A 17,142-nucleotide genomic window follows, 5' to 3' on the forward strand; every position below is an offset into this window, starting at 1 on the left:
CGGGCCTGCTTTCTTTTTTCAGGGCAATCAGCGTTCGCTGGCCGATCTCAGCGATTCGGCCGTGAAGAAGTCGGACTTGAGGCGCGGATCGTCGGCGCGCTCGTACCAGTGAAGGTCCTTGCCCTGACCGACGGATGATCCGTCGAATACGTAACGTCCATTGATCAGGTCATACTGGACGAACGGCTCGTTGTCGCAAGCGCCGCCCAGTTCCCACACCGGAACCGGATAGCTCTCGCGCACCTTCCAGAGCTTGCCCTGCGCGTCATAGTCTTCGCCAACGAGCGCGAGCCAGCTGTCCTCGTCCAGATAGAACACCTTCTTCGACGCAGCATGACGGGCGGTGGGCTTGACCGTCGCCTCGACCACCCAGACACGATGCACCTCGTAACGGCGATGGTCCGGCGAGATGCCGCCAGGCGTCGCCACGTCATGCAACTTGTCCTTGAACGCGTACATACCGAAGTCGTTGTACGGAACGATCATCTCCTTCTTGCCCACCAGCTTCCAGTTGAAGCGATCGATAGCGCCGTTGAACATGTTGGCTTCGTCGATCAGATACTGGTTCTCGAAGCCGATCAGCGGCGCATCGTGCGTATAGGCCGGCATGCGTCTCACGCGGCGTTGGCCGGGAAAGTAGTAGTACGTCTCCGAATCCCGGTTGAAATACTGGCGTTGAACAAAGGCCTGTCCTGCCAGGGCGGCCGGAGAAGTCGCCGAAAAGTAAGCAGCCAGGCTGAGCTGATCCACGTCCTGAGGCGCCGTCTTGCCGCTCTTCCCGTACGGGGAGAAAAAGACTTGCGGCCCGACCGCATCGATCCAGTCGCTACTGCCCGGACGCGGGGAAATCGAAGTGACGATCGGCGCCCACTCGACCCCTACGCCCCGATAGCGGGTTTCGTAATTCAGGATCGCTTCGGCCCCCGACTTGGGCTGGGGAAACGCCACGCCGGGAAACACGGCGGTCTGGATCGTTTCCCCGGATGCATCGAGCTTCGCCGTCGTCAGATTCGACTTCGAGTTCTGTTCGGCGAAATCCGGCAATTGGCATTCACGGTGGGACGGATACACGTCCATGCGATAGCCCTTCAGTTGCTTGACCAACTGAATCTCGCCGGGCGAGAGCTTGTCGGCGTACTTGTCGACGTTCGACGCATCGATCGAGTAAAGCGGCTTCTCTGTCCGATGTTTCCAGAAGCTCCCCCGGAATTTGCCCCATTCCCAACCCGATGCGGGCGCTTGTCGCCCGACGAACGAAGGAACAAGGCCGTCCTTGCTTGCCGCACTTTCCGCGCCGGCGGGCGTGAGATCGCCGTCCGCGACGGCCGTCGCACTGACCAGCACCAGCGCGGCAGCCAAGCAAGACACGCCTACGTTTTTCCGCTTGTACATCGTCACTCTCCTCTTGTCTCTGTTCTCGCACACGGACCACGGCTCTTCGGCGTGAACCATGCAGGACGTTGATGTGGAACGCCGCGAATCGTCGATGCGAAATCCCCGTCGTTCTTGATCCCGGCCAACTGACAACAACGATCACTGCCACCGCGGATACCACGTCCCGCATGGAGGGACGCAGTTGCACCTTTACCGCCTGATCCTTGTTCATCCAGCCATAAATTGGTCGTTCGACCTATTTGTCGTTATACACACGGGTATTTTTGATCGCAACTAAGGCTAAACCCTTGCACGTAGCGGAGACAGGCGGAATGTCGACGGAGATACCGTCTGAGACCTTGATCTAATTGATAAAAACATCGATCCTGAAGCGTCTGAAAAATGACCGCATCCGTCAGCGCGGGGGCCGGGAACCGGCCTTTCCGGCACATCGTCGCATTCACATGATTTAGTCATCCGACCTTAAATAAAGCTTTCGATGGATTGAGCTACGCCGAGGAACACGGAACGGCGACTGACCATCGGGGCGGAGGTGCGTCTATCGGCCCGCTTCTTGGAAGCGCCGCGCCGGTCCGCAGCACGACGATCCAAAAGTGTTTTGCGCGGGTTAAACTTGGGGGAAAAGGCCGCGATGCGGTCTCGCTGTGCACTTTCGATCTGCTGCGAGTTGTGGATCCCGGTTCAGGTCGGGGTGACGCCGCGCCCGGTATCGAAGGTCGTCAAGCAATCGCCTGCCCGAATAAGGTCACCCGACCGGCAATCCGTTATGGCAAACGCAGGAATGCGTTCACAGCTCAACTCAGGAAGCGAACCCGATGGCCGTGAGATCGTTGACAGGCGGAAGTGGCAATGCGTCCCTTGCGCCATCGGTCGGTGGCGTGACCCGTCCTTTGACGGACCGTGGTCGCAACACGGTTGCGCGTATCTTCGCGAGCGCCATCGAGATTTTCGTGGCAGAGGGTTACGGTGGGCTCAGCATGCGCAAGGTGGCGACCAGAGCGGGGCTGGCGCTATCGAATTTGCAGCACTACTTTCCTACGCGCGAAGACCTCTTCGCGGCGATCATTGCCGAGACGACCGCGGAGTATTCGGGAAACTACGACAGCATTCGAACCGACGCGTCGCTCACCCCCGAGCAACGGCTGGAGAAGCTTGTCCGCCTGCTCATCGAAGACGGCAAACAACCGCGAACCCAAAGCCTCTTTGTCAATTTCTGGGCGCTGGCGCAAATGCAGGAATTCGCGCGCAAGAGCATGGAAGACGCGTATTTGTTCCAGCGCCGCATGATTGGCGGCTTCGTCGCAGCCGTCAACCCACGGCTGTCCCCAAATGTGCGTGCTCGTCGCGCCGCGCTCATAGCGGGGCAAATCGAAGGGCTCCTGGTGCTCATCCCCCAGCGCAACCGCTTCCCGTCGGATATCAAAGGCATCGAGGACGAAGCCGTGAAGGCGATCCTCACGGTTGCATCCATGCCGTGACAGGCGCCCCGCAAGCGACTGAGTCCGGTAGCCGTCACGCATGGCAAGGGACATGCACCGAAAGCGACGGCAAGCCCGTGGTTGACACGGCAAGTGCGATGAAGCGGGGTTCAAGGTCGAGCGACCGCCGAATACCCCGCGCGATACCGACGACGCATTGCCGTTCCGTCGAATGCCGCAGTTGCAAGACCGCGACGGCCGTCGACGTTACCTCCTGAGGCCTTTCTCCTCCCACCAATCCCAAGACTTGAGCGCCTGGCGCGCCACCCTGCCCACGAGATAGGAGAGTGCATCGCTTTTCATCGACAACGACTTTCTGTTCACAATCCAGAAGTCAGTCAGCTCGGATCGCGTTCCCGCAAGGAGATCGGCGATCGTCCGGCCATTGAGATGCGTCAATGCGACACCGTGACCGAAGCATCCGCCTGAGTAAATGATGCGTTCGTCGTCGATGAAGCTGATTTCGGGAGCCATGTCCAGGGTGATCGAGACAGGGCCGCCCCATCGATAATCGATGCGCGTATTCTTGAGTTGAGGGTAGATCCACTTGAGATGATCTTCGCAATGCTGCCAGGCAGCCGGGGCGGAGACCTCTTCCATGGCGCCCGTCCGGTACGTGATCGCGTCGCCGCCGCCCATGACGATCCGACCATCTGCCGTGGGCCTGAAATAATGCAGCATCTGCCGGTTGTCGCCGAACGATTGCCGCTCGTTCCAGCCGATACTTTTCCATTGGGCATCGCTCAGCGGCTCGGTGACAACTTGATAGGTCCAAAGCGGATACTGGCGCGAGCGCAACTTCTGCGGGCCGGGAACCCCCCGAGTGTATGCGTTGGTCGCAACGACCAGTTTGTCCGCCGTGACCTTTCCGTTCGATGTGGTGACGACGATCGCCGACGACGTCCTTTCGACATTCGTCACCTGGGTAGTCTCGTAAACGGAGACGCCGGCCGATTCCGCCAAGGTCTTGAGGGCCCGTACCTGCTTGCAAGGATTGAGGTATCCGGTCTCCGATTCGTAGATGCCGCCGAAAAAACGCTCCGAATGGAAGTCCTGCTGAAATTGTTCCGCGCTCCGCCACTCCATGTCCTCGTCGATGCCGAGTTGCTGGAACAGCTCATGGGTCTTCTGCATTCGGCTCAACTGCTGCTTTGTATAGGTGGCGCGGACCAGCCCACCGTGACAGTAGTCCGACTGAAAATTGTTTTCTTCGATCAGGCGCCTGGTATGCGCCACCGCCAGTTGCAAATAGCGGTGGGCGTCAACCATCTTCTGCTTGCCCCAGCGCAACAGAACCATCTCGGGCTCGAGACCGAACATTTTCGTGCTGAAGCCCGCGTTCCGACCGCTGGAACCGAAGCCGACGATAGCGGCTTCAAGCACGACTACACGCGCATTGGGGTTGTCTTTCTTGAACTGCCATGCCGTGTTCAGCCCCGTGAATCCACCGCCGACAATCGCCACGTCAACCTTGAGATCTTCTCCCAAAGGTGGATTCGGCGAATATGGCCCATAGGTGTGCTGCCAGAACGACCTGCTTTGAAGAAGTGATGCTTGATCAAATGACATAGTGACGTTTCCACGTGACGGGATCAAACTCAGGAGCAGCCGGGTTCCTCTGCCAAGGTACCGGGGCGACAAAGTGGCCAGATAGTCCGGCCGGTGTATGGACCATGCTTTCCCGCCTGTCTCCTTCGGGAAGCAGGCGGGTTCACTACAAGATGCGCGCCCCGGGTTCAGGAACGACCGCCGTGTCATCACGGCAATCACCCGCAACATCTGTCGTTGCCCGGTCGACTCAGATGTGTCGATCTTTGCGACGCTACCTGGCCATGAACGTTCGACCGTACTTTTGAACGAACGAATCAATCTTCCGGGCAAGCACGGCATCCTGACCGTCAAGCGAGAGCCGCATCATTTCTATTTGGAAATCCTCCTGATCGACCATGTAGTCCAGGAAATCCCTGGAATTCGATGGTCCTATGCTTCTGAGTTTTCGTAGCTCGTCACAATAGACAACCGTTTTCGAATAAACGAGTTTCAAAAATGGCTTTAACAGGAACTTCGGTACCGAGCCGAGTACCCACGCCTTGATCAGCGTTCCGGTTCCAGGCGTCACATCCATCCCCCACCGGCCTGCTACCTGACGATAGATCGGCTCATTGAACTCTTCGAGCCTCAAATAGGCCGCCCAGAGCGGCTGACGCGGATCACCCTCGAGACGATTTGCCAGTCGCCCGATGGCGCGAAGCGCGAACGCCCGATTCTGGATTTCGCCTTTGAATCCCTTTGAAAACTCATTGGAAGGCATCATGACAATTACCTCACGCAACGCGTGCCTGGCCAAAAAATAAATTCCCGCGACGGGATTTCAGACATCCCGATCCAAACCACATGACTGGCGAAGAGGTCGGGCGGCGCGTCTATCTGTCGTTGGTGCGGCAGAAGCAGGCTCGCCCGGAACGAGCAAGACGCATGCCGCGACCCGACATCGCAACGCGTTTCAACTACTTGGCGTCAGTCAGCCTGGCTTTGAACGCCTCGATGACGGACGCTATCGCGCCGTCAAGATAGCCTTGCATCTGCGCCGACACCAACGAGTCGCCAACGAGCGGATTGGCGACCCCGTCCGGACGGGTCACCGAGGCCACTGGGCGACGATGTGTGAACGTATCGAAACCGGTCTTGCCATGATAGGCACCCGACCCTGAGTTACCGATTCCACCGAACGGAGCGCCGGGAAGCATGGCATGCAGCAACCCGTCGTTGCGCGTGACCCCACCACTCGTCGTGCGATCGAGAAAGTACTGAAAATTTTCGCCATCGCCGCCATACCAGTAGGCAGCGAGCGGCTCGGGGCGTGCCGCGATATATTCGATCGCTTCCTGCAAGTCGTCGTATCCATACACGACAAGCACCGGGCCGAATACCTCCTCATTGGTAATCTCGGCCGTCTCAGGCACATCGATCAGGATAGTCGGCGGAATTCTTCGCGACGCACGATCGGGCAACCGCTCGGCTTCACCTTCCGGCACCGCTACGTACTTTTTCGCGCCCTTTGCGACCGCGTCATCCACGAGGTCGACGACGCGGTCGAAATTTCGCTCGTTGACGACGGAAACGACAGCGGGATTCTCAAGATAAGTCCTGAATATCGAGTTGTACTGATCGATCAGCCCGGAAACGAAGGTCGTCACGATGCCTTTCGGCACCCAGACATAATCCGGACAAAGGCAAACCTGCCCTCCGTTCACGATGCGTGTCGTTGCAATTCGGCTGACGGCCAGATTCAGGTCGGCGTCGGGCGCCACGACCACCGGATTTTTTCCGCCGAGTTCCGTTGTAACGGGAACGAGATTGCTTGCCGCCGTTTGTGCGACGATCGATCCGATGTTGGGAGAGCCGGTAAAGAACAGATGATCGAACCGCAACCCCGAGAATGACTGGGCCGTCGACAGGTCACCGTGAATGAAGGCCACCTCAGCCTCATCGAAGGTTTCCGAGACGATTTTCGCCAGCAGACGCCCGGTTTGAACCTGATATTCGGGAAAATTCATCATGACTCGATTGCCGGCCGCCAACGCACTCAGGGCCGGTTCGAAGGTGAGTGTCACCGGGAAATTCCATGCACCCATGACGCCGACGACGCCCTTGGGCTTTTGCTGAATGAATCCGCCCGGGATTTCCTCCGGCTCCATCCATCTCTCGATGTTGTCGAGCGTGTGGAGAATGTCTTCGGACCACGGCAGCGCTTCAAGCGCCTTGGTCAACTCGGGCGGACGGTTGCCATAGTCGGCGCTCAGAGCCTGTGCAATCGCATCGAAATTCGAAAGAATCGCAATCGCGAGCCGCCCCACGCGCGACTTTCGCACCGCCGCGGACGCACCGCCCTCGGCAAGGAATGCCGCACGCTGAACATGGAGAATGCGTTCCAGCTCCGCCTTTTCATACGTCATGGTTGTTCCTTATCAAAATGAGCCGCCGGATATGGGCCCCACGATCATCCGCCCCCGCTTCACGGGCGGCGAACGACACGTTCCGGACACGCGTAGTTGGGTGCCCTTCGTAGTCAGCACCACACAATATGTCGAATGACCTAATTCGCGTTATACAACACATCTTGACTCAGGACAACTTGAAACGATGCTGCAGCGCGGAAAACCCTATTGTGACATCAGCTCCGATAGCAGGCTGGGGGCTGCTCGATGGACGAAACGACTCGATTTCCGCGAGATATTTGAGAATTTTGGCTAATCGTCAGACGTAATTCCGGCCAGCGTCATGTGTCGTCCCGCGGCGCTGAATACGATTTCCGGGATGAATGACGTGCATGTTCCTCCCGCGGAGCACCCGTGGAAAGTCATCCGGAGACTTGCAAAAATTGGTCTATCGACCTATAACAATGCATCCCGGCATCGCGAGTGCTTGCCCGATGCGCAACGCCGCACGGTAGCTTCGTGCGCCGTCGCGTGCCAACGTAAAACCATGGACAGTGCCCTCGCCAGCGGCGTATCGGCGGCGGGATGAAGTTTTTTGAAGTCGGCTACGCTGGATGACGGGCGTGTCGTGACCCAGCGCGGCGGACATGTGACCAAGAGAGGAGCATCGTGGCAACTACTGTCAATTCGGCTGACCAGAAATCGGATGTCCTCATTATCGGAGCCGGCCTTTCGGGAATGAAAGCGGCACTCGAGCTCAGGAAAGCCGGGAAGCAGGTGCTGATCCTCGAGGCCCGAGACCGGGTCGGCGGGAGATCGATGCCGGGAGAAGTCGGCGGGCAAACAGTGGACTTCGGTGGCCAATGGCTCGGCGCGTCACAAAGGCTGTTGCGGGAACAAGCCACGGAACTTGGCGTACCGACGTATCGCCAATACACGAACGGCAACAGCCTTGTGAATATCGACGGCAAGGTTCACGCCTATTCAAGCACGCCGAAGCTTCCGTTTTTATCCACCCTGGAGCTTGGCCTGACCTTGCACCGCTGGAAGCGCGACATGCAGACCCTTCCCGCCGGCGCGCCGTGGCTTGCGGAGAATGCCCTTCAATGGGATGCGATGACCATCGAGGCATGGCTCGACAAGCATGTCGACACTACCGCCGCCCGCGACTTTGCCCGCCTTGTCACGAGCGCGATTACCTGCACCGAGTCCCTGCACGTCTCCTATCTGTTCTTCCTGGAATGCCTCCGGCAGGGCGGCGGCCTGGAAACGATGATGGGCGTCGAAGGTGGCGCCCAACAGGACAAGTTCCTTGGCGGCGCCTGGCAGATCCCGAAACGCATGGCAGAGCGCCTGGACGGGTGCATTTTGCTGAACGCGCCCGTGAGCGCGATCGAGCAACATGCCGACGGTGTGCGCATCACCTGCGCACAGGGTACGTTCGATGCGCGGTACGCGATCGTGACGGCACCGCCTCCGCTGGCATCCCGCATTCATTTCAGCCCCCCGCTGCCTGTCAAGCGAGCAGGATTGCTGCAAAGAATGCAAATGGGTGCGGTCATCAAGATACATGTGGCTTATCCCACGCCCTTTTGGCGCCGTCGCGGGCTGAATGGCTCGGTTGCCAGCGTCGGCCATCATCTGGGTTTTGTGTTCGATCAGTCGCCGGAAGACGAAAGTGTCGGCGTACTGGTCGGTCTGATCGAAGGGAATCACGCGCTTGAACTGAGCGGGTTGAGCCAGGAGGCGCGCCGGGAGCATATCGTTGCCGATCTGGCGCATTACTTCGGTGACGAAGCGGCAGTGCCCCTCGGCTATGCGGACTACGACTGGACAACGGACGAATGGGCGCTCGGCGGCTACGCCTGCCACATGCCTCCCGGTGTGCTCACCTCATACGGAGACAGTATTCGCGAACCGTTCGGTCGCATTCATTGGGCTGGCACCGAGACAGCAACAGAGTGCATTGGATATTTCGAAGGCGCATTGGAGTCCGGCATCCGGGCCGCCAATGAGGTGATCGGGCTGTTGCGCCAATGAACCGCACCGGGGAATTCTGGAGGTGGTCAGGTTAATGCGGACACGTTAGAGGCATTTCGGCGGCGCCTGCAGCAGTTTGCCTCCGCTTCGGCAGGCGGGAGATAGCCGCGCGGTTCCATTAGCCGATAATTCGCCACCGCGAATGGCGGGTCGACAAGATCCTCGGCGAACCTCATCGGTGCGTGTCGGAACCCGTGTCCCCTACCGGAGCCGCTGGTTCCGACACGCCAAAGACACGGTCTTCAAGAAAGTGAACCGATGTCTGCGAACCGCACATCCCACGATATATACGACTTCACATCCCCAGTGTCTCATCCAGCCAGTCGAACATGCGGGCGTTGGCAAGACGGCCGGCTCCGACCTCGCAATGCGCGCCCGCGCCCTCCTCGTTAGTGAAAGTCATCAGGGTTTTCCGGCACGTGAGATGGTCGTAAAGCTGCCGAGGTTGCCCCTTGAAGAACAGGTCGTCCTCGGCTTCGCACACGAGGGTCGGGCAGCGAATCTGCCCGGCAATCCCGCCCGCCAGCGTGTAGTCGAGCGTCTTGCCGATGTATTCGCTGGGCGTTGTGGCGCCAAAGCACCACATGCCGTGAGTCATCGCCCAGCGCGCCACCGGCGACGCCGCCATGGCCGCTTCCATCGCCCGATCTATCTGCGGCACGGGACCGGCCCGCAACGCGTTCAACAGCGCGTCCCGCCCGGCCTCCGGCATGCGGCTCACGTGGGGCGCACCGTAGTCGTAAAGTCCGTCGTTGGCGATCAGGGCCGCAAGGCGATGCTCGAAGGCCGCCGCGCGGGGCGCGAGATAGCCGCCGAGGCTTTCCCCGCGCAGTGCGATACGCGATGGATCGACACCGGGCAGTGTCAGCGCGAAATCGACCACTGGCGTGACGACGTTCTCCCAGTCGTGCCGGAAAACCAGCCCCTCGCTGTGCAGCGGGCCACACTGCCCGGGGCCGTCGAAGCACAGCACGTGATAGCCGCGCTCCACCGCTGCCCGCGCCCCGCTCCAGTGCAGTTCCTCGGCGGAGCCGTCGAAGCCGCTATGCAGGATCAGCAACGGCCGGACGCCCTCGCCGGCGTGGTGAAAATAGCCCGGCAACGTGGTGCCTTCATAGGGAATGTCCACCAGTTCGATCGGAGGATCGTAGAGCGCCGCCGCGGACCGATAGCAGGCGACCGAGCGCTCATATGCTCGGCTGACACGGGGATCCTGCGGATTGGCATGCAGGAAAAACTCCGAGGAACGGTAATAGTTGGAGGCGCGCAGATAGCTGTCGCGAGCGCTGATCCCGTGCCTGCGGGCGAGCTGGCGATCGCCCTCCGCAGCGATGCGATCCGCCATGGCGTTCCATGCTTCGTACCAACTGTCGTAGTCGCCCGCCGTGATGCGGGCGCTGACGGCCATGACCTCGCCGAACGAGCCGCCGCCGTATTCGTCGGCGCCGAACATGCGTACCGTCTCGAACCAGAACTGTTCGTCGCCGGGGAAAAGAAGGGGGCCAGGATGTACGGGCGGGCTTGCAACTGCGTGCGTGGTCATGGCTGTTTCCTCAAGAAATCGGCAATCGCCCGGGGGGCCGGGCGCGCCAAGCTAAAGCAACTAAATTCACTTTTACACACCCCTGGACAAAATGCAACTTAATTTGCTTTAATTAGACATGACTGAGACACCACAAAAGCGCCCGAGGGGGCGAAGCACGCGGGTCAAGAACGCGGTATTCGACGCAGTGGAAGCGCTTCTGATCGAGCGGCACGGCGAAATTCCGTCCATGCTCGAGGTCGCGGAGCGGGCGGCCGTCAACAAGACGAGCCTGTACAGACGCTGGGGCGATATCCGGAATCTGATGGCCGACGTCGCAATTGACCGGCTCATTCGCGAAGAGCCGATTCCGACCGGTGGATCGGTGCGCGAGAACCTGGTGACATGGGCGATGTCGATCGCGCGTTCCATGAACAACCAGCATTCGCTGTCGCTGTTGCGCGTGATGGCGATGACGCCTCAGGTTGCGACAGAGGAGCGGGACATCATGAGTACGCCCATTGGACGGCGGCTGGAAGAGCTGGATCAAATGCTCGAAGCGGCGCGCAGACGCGGCGACGTCGTGCCCAGCGCCGGGCTGATCGCGGAAGTCGTGCTCGCACCGATTTATATGCAGGCGCTGTTTGCCGGCTCGCCGCAGACGCTGGAAGGTACGACTCGACGGGTCGACCGGGCGTTCCTGCTAGCCGGTATCGAAGCTGCTCGGGACTGCGCTGGAAAGGATTCGACGGGCTAGTCATCAAATCCCAATCGTCGAACGTGGACGCCTGGCTCGCACCTGATCCATCCCGGCGCGCGCAGCCGTGCGAGATCCTCGCCGACCGCGAGCGGGCCCTGCCACGAGCACCAGCTGGCGACGAAGGTGGCGTAGGCGGCAAGATGAGTCCAACAGAAATCCGATCCGTCGCGAATGGCGTAAGCCTTCGATGTTCTGGTCGGCGGCTCATCTCCGCACCCGCGCGCCGACGCCCAAACCCCTCGCGATCTCGAAATCCTGCGCCGGAATGAACGGTGTGTTCATGCATCGCCCGATGAACCCGCCCTTGCCCATCCTGAGCCCGCACAGGCATTTTCGGATCGTCAATATGCCTGCGAACGGGGCCCCGAAACCCCCTGGTCTTCATGTGCGATGCGAACCAGTGACGCCAGATGTTCGAGCTCGGCGTCGCGAAGACCATTCGAACGCAAGCCTTGGCACGTCTGAAACAGATACTCGCTCGAACTGCCCAACCCTCCCGCGGCGGTGGCCAAGCGATCGACCACGACGTCCTGATCGAGATCGCCGGCATACTGTGGCGCAGAAGCATCGATGGTGAAGGTGATCGCGAAGCCAAGCGCCTTGCCCTCGATGTCCTTCATTTCAACCCACCGGGGTACGTAGGCGCCACAAACCATTTCTCTGCGCCAAAGCAGCAGGAGTTCGCGTTCGACGCGCTCCTCCGAAGACCTTACCCAAACTGCGCCGCGAGTTCGCGCAGCCATTTCTCGTTCCAGTCCAGCGCGCCCGACGCGAGTTCCGAGATCACACCGTCCAGCCATGTGATTTCTGCTTGCAGCAGCACCTGCTTGTATTCGTCGTCCAGCATCACGAGACGCGGCAAGCCCTTGTCCTGCCATTGCCGACATGTCGATGCCGCCTCGGCCAGTTGCTGCTTCAGCGTGTCGCGACGTTGCTGCAGCCGCGCATGCGCGACCTTGGGAGTCAGCGCCATGATCGTGGCGAGCGCGGCAGGGAATTCGTTGAACTCGCGTCGAGGTTCGCCGAGCATCGCTTCCAGCCATGCGTAGAACGTCTTCCTGCCCAGCGGCGTGATCTCGTAGACCACGCGTTCCGGCCGCCCTTCCATCTGCGCGGTTTCGCGAACGCAGATGAGTTCGGCAGCCTTCAACTGTGAAAGGGTCTGATAGACGCTGTTGCGTTGCGCGACGTTCACCACGTTGTCCTTGCCGCGCTGCCGGATGAGTTCGTGCATCCGGTACGCGTGCGACGGGGCCTCCAGCACAAAGCCGAGTATCACCATCGCAAGCGGAGAAGGTTGCCTTGAGCGGGGTTTCAATTGCGGATCCTGATGTCGAGTAGGGTCGTGGCTTGCCTTCATATTCATAGTTTGACTATACTTTAGTCATAATATGATCATGAGGTGATCCCGATGAACAAGGTACGGCACGCGTTGATCGCCGGTAGCGGCATTGCAGGCCCCGTCGTGGCCCTGGCACTGGCCAGGGCCGGCATCCGATCGACCCTCTACGAGTCGTACGCCGCATCCGCGGACGGTATCGGCGCGGGCCTGATGGTGTCGCCCAATGGGCTCGAGGCACTGAAGATCGTCGGCGTGGATGCGGCACTCCGTGCGGTGAGCCAGCCGATCGCGCATATGGCAATGGCCGATGCCCGCGGCAAGGTGCTGACGCGGTTCGACGGGCTGGAAGGCATGCAGCCGGGTCGCGTCGTGTATCGCTCCGATCTGTACCGGGTGCTGCGCGACGCAGTGGTGGCCGCCGGGATCCCGATCGTGCACGGCAAGCGGCTCGTGAGTGCGAGCGAGGCGGCGGACGGCGTACAGGTGTCGTTCGCGGACGGCAGTCATGCGAGCGGCGACATCCTGATCGGCGCGGACGGCATTCGTTCCACCGTGCGCGGCCTGATCGATCCCGGCGCGCCGGCGCCACGCTATGCGGGAACCCTGGGTTTCGGGGCGCTGGCGCCGCTCGATACGCTGCGCATTCCATCCGGTACGATGACCTTCGTGTTCGGCAGGCACGCCTTTCTCGGCTACTGGGCGGATCCGGATCGCGGTATCTGCTGGTTCGGCAATCTGCCGCATGCGACGCCCGCATCGATGGAGGCGATCCGCGAGATACCGTCGACGCAGTGGCTCGCACAACTGCGCGAACTTTACCGCGACGATTATCCGGCGCAAACGCTGCTGCGGCACACCGCCCCGGCCCAGCTGTTCGCGCCGATCGCGAGCGAGCTGATGCCGCCCGTCCCTCGCTGGCACAGCGGCAGGATGGTGCTGGTTGGCGACGCGGTGCACGCGCCGTCGTCGAGTTCGGGCCAGGGCGCATCGCTGGCTATCGAAAGTGCGATTCAGCTCGCGCGTTGCCTGCGCGACATCCCGACGCCTTCGCTGGCGTTTGCGCGTTACGAGCAGTTGCGGCGCGAGCGCGTCGAAGCGATCTCGGCGGCCGCGGCACGCACCAATACCCGAAAGGCGCTGGGGCCGCTGGGCAAGGCGATCATGCACGTCGTCATGCCCATCGCGCTGAAGACGGTCTTCAATCCGATGAAGATGCTGGGTTCCGTCCACGCCTACCGGATCGACTGGGATGCCGCTGCGCTATAGGCGTCCCGTTTGCGCCCTCTGCAGCGATGTGCCGCGCGATCGCGGTTTCGGGGCGATCGTCGCTGGACGTCGTGCCGGCATCGACCACGGCTGATACCGGCGGAGCGCCGAATGCACGCATGCCCGCCGGCACCGGGAAGCGGTTCATGGACAAGCGGTTCAACTGGGCGTTCGATACCGAGCCCGCGCCGACGCTCGACGGCCGGACCGTGTCCTGGCCGCGCGGCAAGGGCCTCGGCGGCAGCAGCGCGATCGACGGCGTGATCTACGTGCGCGGCCAGCATCCCGCCCGCCCCCTGCACCAGCACGGTTCCCGGGGTCGCGCGTGTGCGTGCGGAATATCGCGGCGAATTTCGCGTGGACCTCGGGCCATCGCGTGCGGTCGTGCTGATCCGGCATGTCGCGCTCGGGCAGGCCGAGCAAGGCCAGCGTATTGCGCCAGAAGCGCGCCTCGTTCGATCCGACGCTGACCCAGCGGCCGTCCTTCGTCTCGTACACGTTGTACCAGGGCGCGCCGGAGTCGAGGCGATTGCTGCCACGCGCGTCATTCCAGTACCCGCTCGCGAACATGCCGTAGAAGAGCGTCATCAGCGACGCCGATCCGTCGACCATCGCGGCGTCCACGACCTGCCCCTGCCCTGAGCGCCGGCTTTCGAGCAGCGCCGACGCCACGCCGAGCGCGAGATACAGCGAGCCGCCGCCGAAGTCGCCGGCCAGCTTGAGCGGGATCACCGGCGGGCCGCCAGCCGCGCCGACCGAATGCAGCACGCCGCTCAGCGAGATGTAGTTGATGTCGTGGCCCGGCGCCTGCGCGAGCGGGCCGTCCTGCCCCCAGCCGGTCATCCGGCCGTAGACGAGCGCCGGGTTGATCGCGAGACACGCGTCCGGCCCGAGGAAATGGCGCGCCGCGCATGTGGTGGCGTGCCGCGCGGTCCCGCTCAGCCGAGCGCGTGGGCGTCGCGCTCCATCTGCTCGCGATGATCGGGATGGGCAATGGAAATCATCTTCGGAATGCGCTGCGCAAGCGACAGGCCGCGCAAATCGGCGATCCCGTATTCGGTGACGATCACGCACGCATCGCTGCGCGGCACGGTGACGGGGCCTGCCAGCCGGCTCACGATACGGCTGTGCGCGCCCGCCGTGGCCGGCAATGCAACGACCGGCACACCGCCTCGGCTGGCCTGCGCCGCGCGCAGGAAATCGGCCACGCCGCCGATCGCGCCGACGTACGTGCCGGCGGCGACCTCGGCATTGACCTGGCCGGTCAGGTCCACCTCCACCGCCGAATTGATCGCGACGAAGCGATCGATGCGGCGCAGCACGTGCGGGTTATGCGTGTATTCGGTGCCGCGCAGCTCGAGCGCGGGATTGCGATGCGCGAAACGGCGCACGTGCGCGGAGCCGATGATGACCCCGCCGACGGTGACGCCCGCGTCGATCGTCTTGCGCGCGTTCGTCACGATGCCGGCTTCGCACAGTGTCGCGATGCCGTCGCCGATACTGCCGGTGTGCACGCCCAGGTCGCACTTGCCGTGGAGCGCGGCCATCACCGCATCCGGAATCGCGCCGATACCCGTCTGCAGCGTCGCGCCGTCTTCCACGAGCGACGCGACGTGCCGCCCGATCGCCTGTTCCACCGGCCCGGGTGTCGTCGGCGCGGCGTCCGGGAACGACGCGTCCGACGGCACCAGCAAATCGATGTCGGCGGCGCGCAAGTAAGGCCCGCCATAGGTCCACGGCACGTCGGGATGCACTTCCGCGACGATCGCCCGTGCATGCTTCACCGCTTCGACCAGGTACTCGCGCGCGAGCCCGAGGCTGTGGCGGCCTTGCTCGTCCGGCGGCGAGACCTGCAGCATCACGACGTCGATCCGCAACGCGCCGCTGCCGATCAGCTCCGGCAGTTGCGAATAGTGCGCGGGGAGAATGTCGAGCACGTTCGCGCGCGCAAGCTTGCGGTTCGCGCCGCTGCCGCAATAGGCGAGGAAATCGAATGCGTCGGCGTGTTCGGGGGCGAGCACGTCGGCGAGGCCGATGCCGAGAAAGAGGCGAATCCGTTTCAGGTCGTGCCGCTGGGCGACCAGCGCGCGCATCAGCGTCACCGGCTCGGCGTGCGACTGCCCCCACATCACCGTATTGCCGGGACGAACGAGCGTGGAGAGTGCGGAACAGTCGCCGCCCTGGCGGGCATCGGTCGAACCGCCCGGAATCGCGGGTTCTGCGTGGTTCATGAATGGACAAGGTCGAAGGTCACGTCGCATGCTCCGGCATCATTCGAGTCGTCCGGGTTCGTCGTCGTGACGGATTGAGGTTGCGGTGCGTCGCGCTTGCGGCGGCGGCGCATCGACGGGAGCTCCGGAGGGGCGTGATTTCCGGAACCGGGCCCGGTCGCAGGACGATGCGACGGTCATCGGCATTCATCCTGTGAGGCGCACCATGGGCCCGTCAATCCGCGGCCGGCGGTTGTTCCGTACGTCGGAACGCCGGCATCGGGCCTTTTCGTCCGCGACGCATGACCTGTCCGGCAGGACCGATTCCACATTCCCGATGCGACTTCCGAAGTACGGAATCATCGGGCGGGCGCTATTGACGCCGCGATAACCGGACCGACACTGTTGATGCTACGGCACGGTCGGGTTCCGGTCGAACGCGTGGTCAATGGCGGCCTCGTCGGCGACCGGTTCGATGCGATGCCGGAATCGACGGGCCAGCCTGGCTCGTTGCGAGGCTCAGACAATGCAGAAGCGACGAACCGAGAACTACTTATCGAGCATGATGGTCGAACGCGCCGCGGCACGCGAGAGCGCCAATGCGGAAGACGCCGCGCTGTGGCGATGGTTCGCCGCGTTGCTCGACGAACGGCGGATACGCTGGTGCCACAGCGGGCGCGGATGGCTGGTCAGCGTCGATCATCGTCACGTCGCCACCGGCACGCAGTTCGATCAGGCGATGCGGATCGCAAAGGAAAACGTCGAGGGCGGCGGCACCGCGCGCATCGATACGCCGTCTGCATCCACCGAATCCGGACGAAGGATTCGCCTCGTGAAGTAGCGGCGGTTTCGTTCATCCTGCCTGATCGCACCCCCATGATCGATCGGGTGCATGCATCCGCCTGCGACTACGATCGCCGCCGGCGATCGACCTCCCCCACATCGTCGACGACCTGTCACCCGCAACGCCGCACGATCGCGACAGAATGCGATCGCGCCCGCACGCCGCGGCTTTACCCTTAAGGGTCTCTACGCGGATCGAAGGACCTCGCGCCACACCAGTTTCACTGCACGGAATCGGATCGCCCGCTTGATTGACGGTGATATCGGCCACGCATCTAATCACCGAACGTTGCTGCGGCGGGACGTTGAAGTTTCGGATGAGACGATCGAACGGGGTGCTGGAGAATG

At 62.0% G+C, this 17,142-nt stretch carries 13 protein-coding genes and 2 pseudogenes; 6 read left to right on the top strand and 9 right to left on the bottom strand.

Annotated features, from left to right (window positions below):
- Positions 1–27 precede the first annotated feature (27 nt).
- On the bottom strand, positions 28–1,392 hold the full coding sequence (locus GQ56_RS0105965; protein ID WP_031397774.1) for a DUF1329 domain-containing protein: 1,365 nt from the start codon (positions 1,390–1,392) through the stop codon (positions 28–30).
- Positions 1,393–2,210: 818 nt separating this feature from the next.
- Between GQ56_RS0105965 and GQ56_RS0105970 the strand changes: the two genes are divergently transcribed.
- A complete protein-coding gene (locus GQ56_RS0105970; protein ID WP_081894832.1) occupies positions 2,211–2,873 on the top strand; it encodes a TetR/AcrR family transcriptional regulator in 663 nt (220 codons plus the stop codon).
- 207 nt (positions 2,874–3,080) lie between these two features.
- On the opposite strand, the gene GQ56_RS0105975 is transcribed toward GQ56_RS0105970, so the two are convergent.
- The 3 genes from GQ56_RS0105975 to GQ56_RS0105985 form a co-directional block, all read right to left on the bottom strand.
- Positions 3,081–4,442, bottom strand: a complete 1,362-nt coding sequence (locus GQ56_RS0105975) for an NAD(P)/FAD-dependent oxidoreductase (RefSeq protein ID WP_031397776.1) — start codon at positions 4,440–4,442, stop codon at positions 3,081–3,083.
- Positions 4,443–4,695: 253 nt separating this feature from the next.
- On the bottom strand, positions 4,696–5,187 hold the full coding sequence (locus GQ56_RS0105980; protein WP_052001378.1) for a hypothetical protein: 492 nt from the start codon (positions 5,185–5,187) through the stop codon (positions 4,696–4,698).
- Positions 5,188–5,380: 193 nt separating this feature from the next.
- A complete protein-coding gene (locus tag GQ56_RS0105985) occupies positions 5,381–6,829 on the bottom strand; it encodes an aldehyde dehydrogenase family protein (RefSeq protein ID WP_052007193.1) in 1,449 nt (482 codons plus the stop codon).
- A gap of 651 nt (positions 6,830–7,480) precedes the next feature.
- Here GQ56_RS0105985 and GQ56_RS0105990 point away from each other — a divergent pair.
- Both GQ56_RS0105990 and GQ56_RS43965 read left to right on the top strand, forming a co-directional pair.
- On the top strand, positions 7,481–8,851 hold the full coding sequence (locus GQ56_RS0105990; protein WP_031397779.1) for a flavin monoamine oxidase family protein: 1,371 nt from the start codon (positions 7,481–7,483) through the stop codon (positions 8,849–8,851).
- A gap of 128 nt (positions 8,852–8,979) precedes the next feature.
- A pseudogene (locus GQ56_RS43965) lies at positions 8,980–9,105 on the top strand (IS481 family transposase); the annotation flags it as partial.
- A gap of 41 nt (positions 9,106–9,146) precedes the next feature.
- On the opposite strand, the gene GQ56_RS0105995 reads toward GQ56_RS43965, so the two are convergent.
- Positions 9,147–10,394, bottom strand: a complete 1,248-nt coding sequence (locus tag GQ56_RS0105995; protein WP_031397780.1) for an alpha/beta hydrolase family protein — start codon at positions 10,392–10,394, stop codon at positions 9,147–9,149.
- Between the two features lie 187 nt (positions 10,395–10,581).
- Between GQ56_RS0105995 and GQ56_RS0106000 the strand changes: the two genes are divergently transcribed.
- Positions 10,582–11,130, top strand: a complete 549-nt coding sequence (locus GQ56_RS0106000) for a TetR-like C-terminal domain-containing protein (protein WP_052007194.1) — start codon at positions 10,582–10,584, stop codon at positions 11,128–11,130.
- A 344-nt stretch (positions 11,131–11,474) separates the two neighbouring features.
- Here GQ56_RS0106000 and GQ56_RS46405 read toward each other — a convergent pair whose 3' ends face one another.
- Together GQ56_RS46405 and GQ56_RS46410 are read right to left on the bottom strand one after the other, a co-directional pair.
- Entirely contained in the window at positions 11,475–11,933 is a 459-nt protein-coding gene (locus tag GQ56_RS46405) for a gamma-glutamylcyclotransferase (RefSeq protein ID WP_162836095.1), read from the bottom strand.
- Entirely contained in the window at positions 11,843–12,499 is a 657-nt protein-coding gene (locus tag GQ56_RS46410) for a PadR family transcriptional regulator (RefSeq protein WP_081894835.1), read from the bottom strand. The genes GQ56_RS46405 and GQ56_RS46410 overlap by 91 nt, the downstream gene beginning before the upstream one ends.
- A gap of 45 nt (positions 12,500–12,544) precedes the next feature.
- Between GQ56_RS46410 and GQ56_RS0106020 the strand changes: the two genes are divergently transcribed.
- On the top strand, positions 12,545–13,741 hold the full coding sequence (locus GQ56_RS0106020; protein ID WP_031397784.1) for an FAD-dependent monooxygenase: 1,197 nt from the start codon (positions 12,545–12,547) through the stop codon (positions 13,739–13,741).
- 318 nt (positions 13,742–14,059) lie between these two features.
- Here the strand turns inward: GQ56_RS0106020 and GQ56_RS39200 are convergent.
- Both GQ56_RS39200 and GQ56_RS0106030 read right to left on the bottom strand, forming a co-directional pair.
- A pseudogene (locus GQ56_RS39200) lies at positions 14,060–14,650 on the bottom strand (CoA transferase); the annotation flags it as partial.
- Between the two features lie 29 nt (positions 14,651–14,679).
- The gene (locus GQ56_RS0106030; RefSeq protein ID WP_031397785.1) at positions 14,680–15,972 is read right to left on the bottom strand and encodes an acetyl-CoA hydrolase/transferase family protein; all 1,293 of its coding nucleotides are present in this window, start codon (positions 15,970–15,972) and stop codon (positions 14,680–14,682) included.
- Between the two features lie 505 nt (positions 15,973–16,477).
- Here GQ56_RS0106030 and GQ56_RS46420 point away from each other — a divergent pair.
- The gene (locus GQ56_RS46420; RefSeq protein ID WP_235212640.1) at positions 16,478–16,792 is read left to right on the top strand and encodes a hypothetical protein; all 315 of its coding nucleotides are present in this window, start codon (positions 16,478–16,480) and stop codon (positions 16,790–16,792) included.
- Positions 16,793–17,142 lie beyond the last annotated feature (350 nt).

Origin of the sequence: Burkholderia paludis (assembly GCF_000732615.1) — a bacterium.
GTDB lineage: Bacteria > Pseudomonadota > Gammaproteobacteria > Burkholderiales > Burkholderiaceae > Burkholderia > Burkholderia paludis.

Bases quoted from the DNA above. Each gene is read 5' to 3' on its own strand.
- GQ56_RS46405 (WP_162836095.1), bottom strand. From the start codon at position 11,933: ATGGCTGGACGGTGTGATCTCGGAACTCGCGTCGGGCGCGCTGGACTG.
- GQ56_RS46410 (WP_081894835.1), bottom strand. From the start codon at position 12,499: ATGAATATGAAGGCAAGCCACGACCCTACTCGACATCAGGATCCGCAA.
- GQ56_RS0106030 (WP_031397785.1), bottom strand. From the start codon at position 15,972: ATGAACCACGCAGAACCCGCGATTCCGGGCGGTTCGACCGATGCCCGC.
- GQ56_RS0105980 (WP_052001378.1), bottom strand. From the start codon at position 5,187: ATGATGCCTTCCAATGAGTTTTCAAAGGGATTCAAAGGCGAAATCCAG.
- GQ56_RS0105975 (WP_031397776.1), bottom strand. From the start codon at position 4,442: ATGTCATTTGATCAAGCATCACTTCTTCAAAGCAGGTCGTTCTGGCAG.
- GQ56_RS0105995 (WP_031397780.1), bottom strand. From the start codon at position 10,394: ATGACCACGCACGCAGTTGCAAGCCCGCCCGTACATCCTGGCCCCCTT.
- GQ56_RS46420 (WP_235212640.1), top strand. From the start codon at position 16,478: ATGCAGAAGCGACGAACCGAGAACTACTTATCGAGCATGATGGTCGAA.
- GQ56_RS0105965 (WP_031397774.1), bottom strand. From the start codon at position 1,392: ATGTACAAGCGGAAAAACGTAGGCGTGTCTTGCTTGGCTGCCGCGCTG.
- GQ56_RS0106020 (WP_031397784.1), top strand. From the start codon at position 12,545: ATGAACAAGGTACGGCACGCGTTGATCGCCGGTAGCGGCATTGCAGGC.
- GQ56_RS0105970 (WP_081894832.1), top strand. From the start codon at position 2,211: ATGGCCGTGAGATCGTTGACAGGCGGAAGTGGCAATGCGTCCCTTGCG.
- GQ56_RS0105985 (WP_052007193.1), bottom strand. From the start codon at position 6,829: ATGACGTATGAAAAGGCGGAGCTGGAACGCATTCTCCATGTTCAGCGT.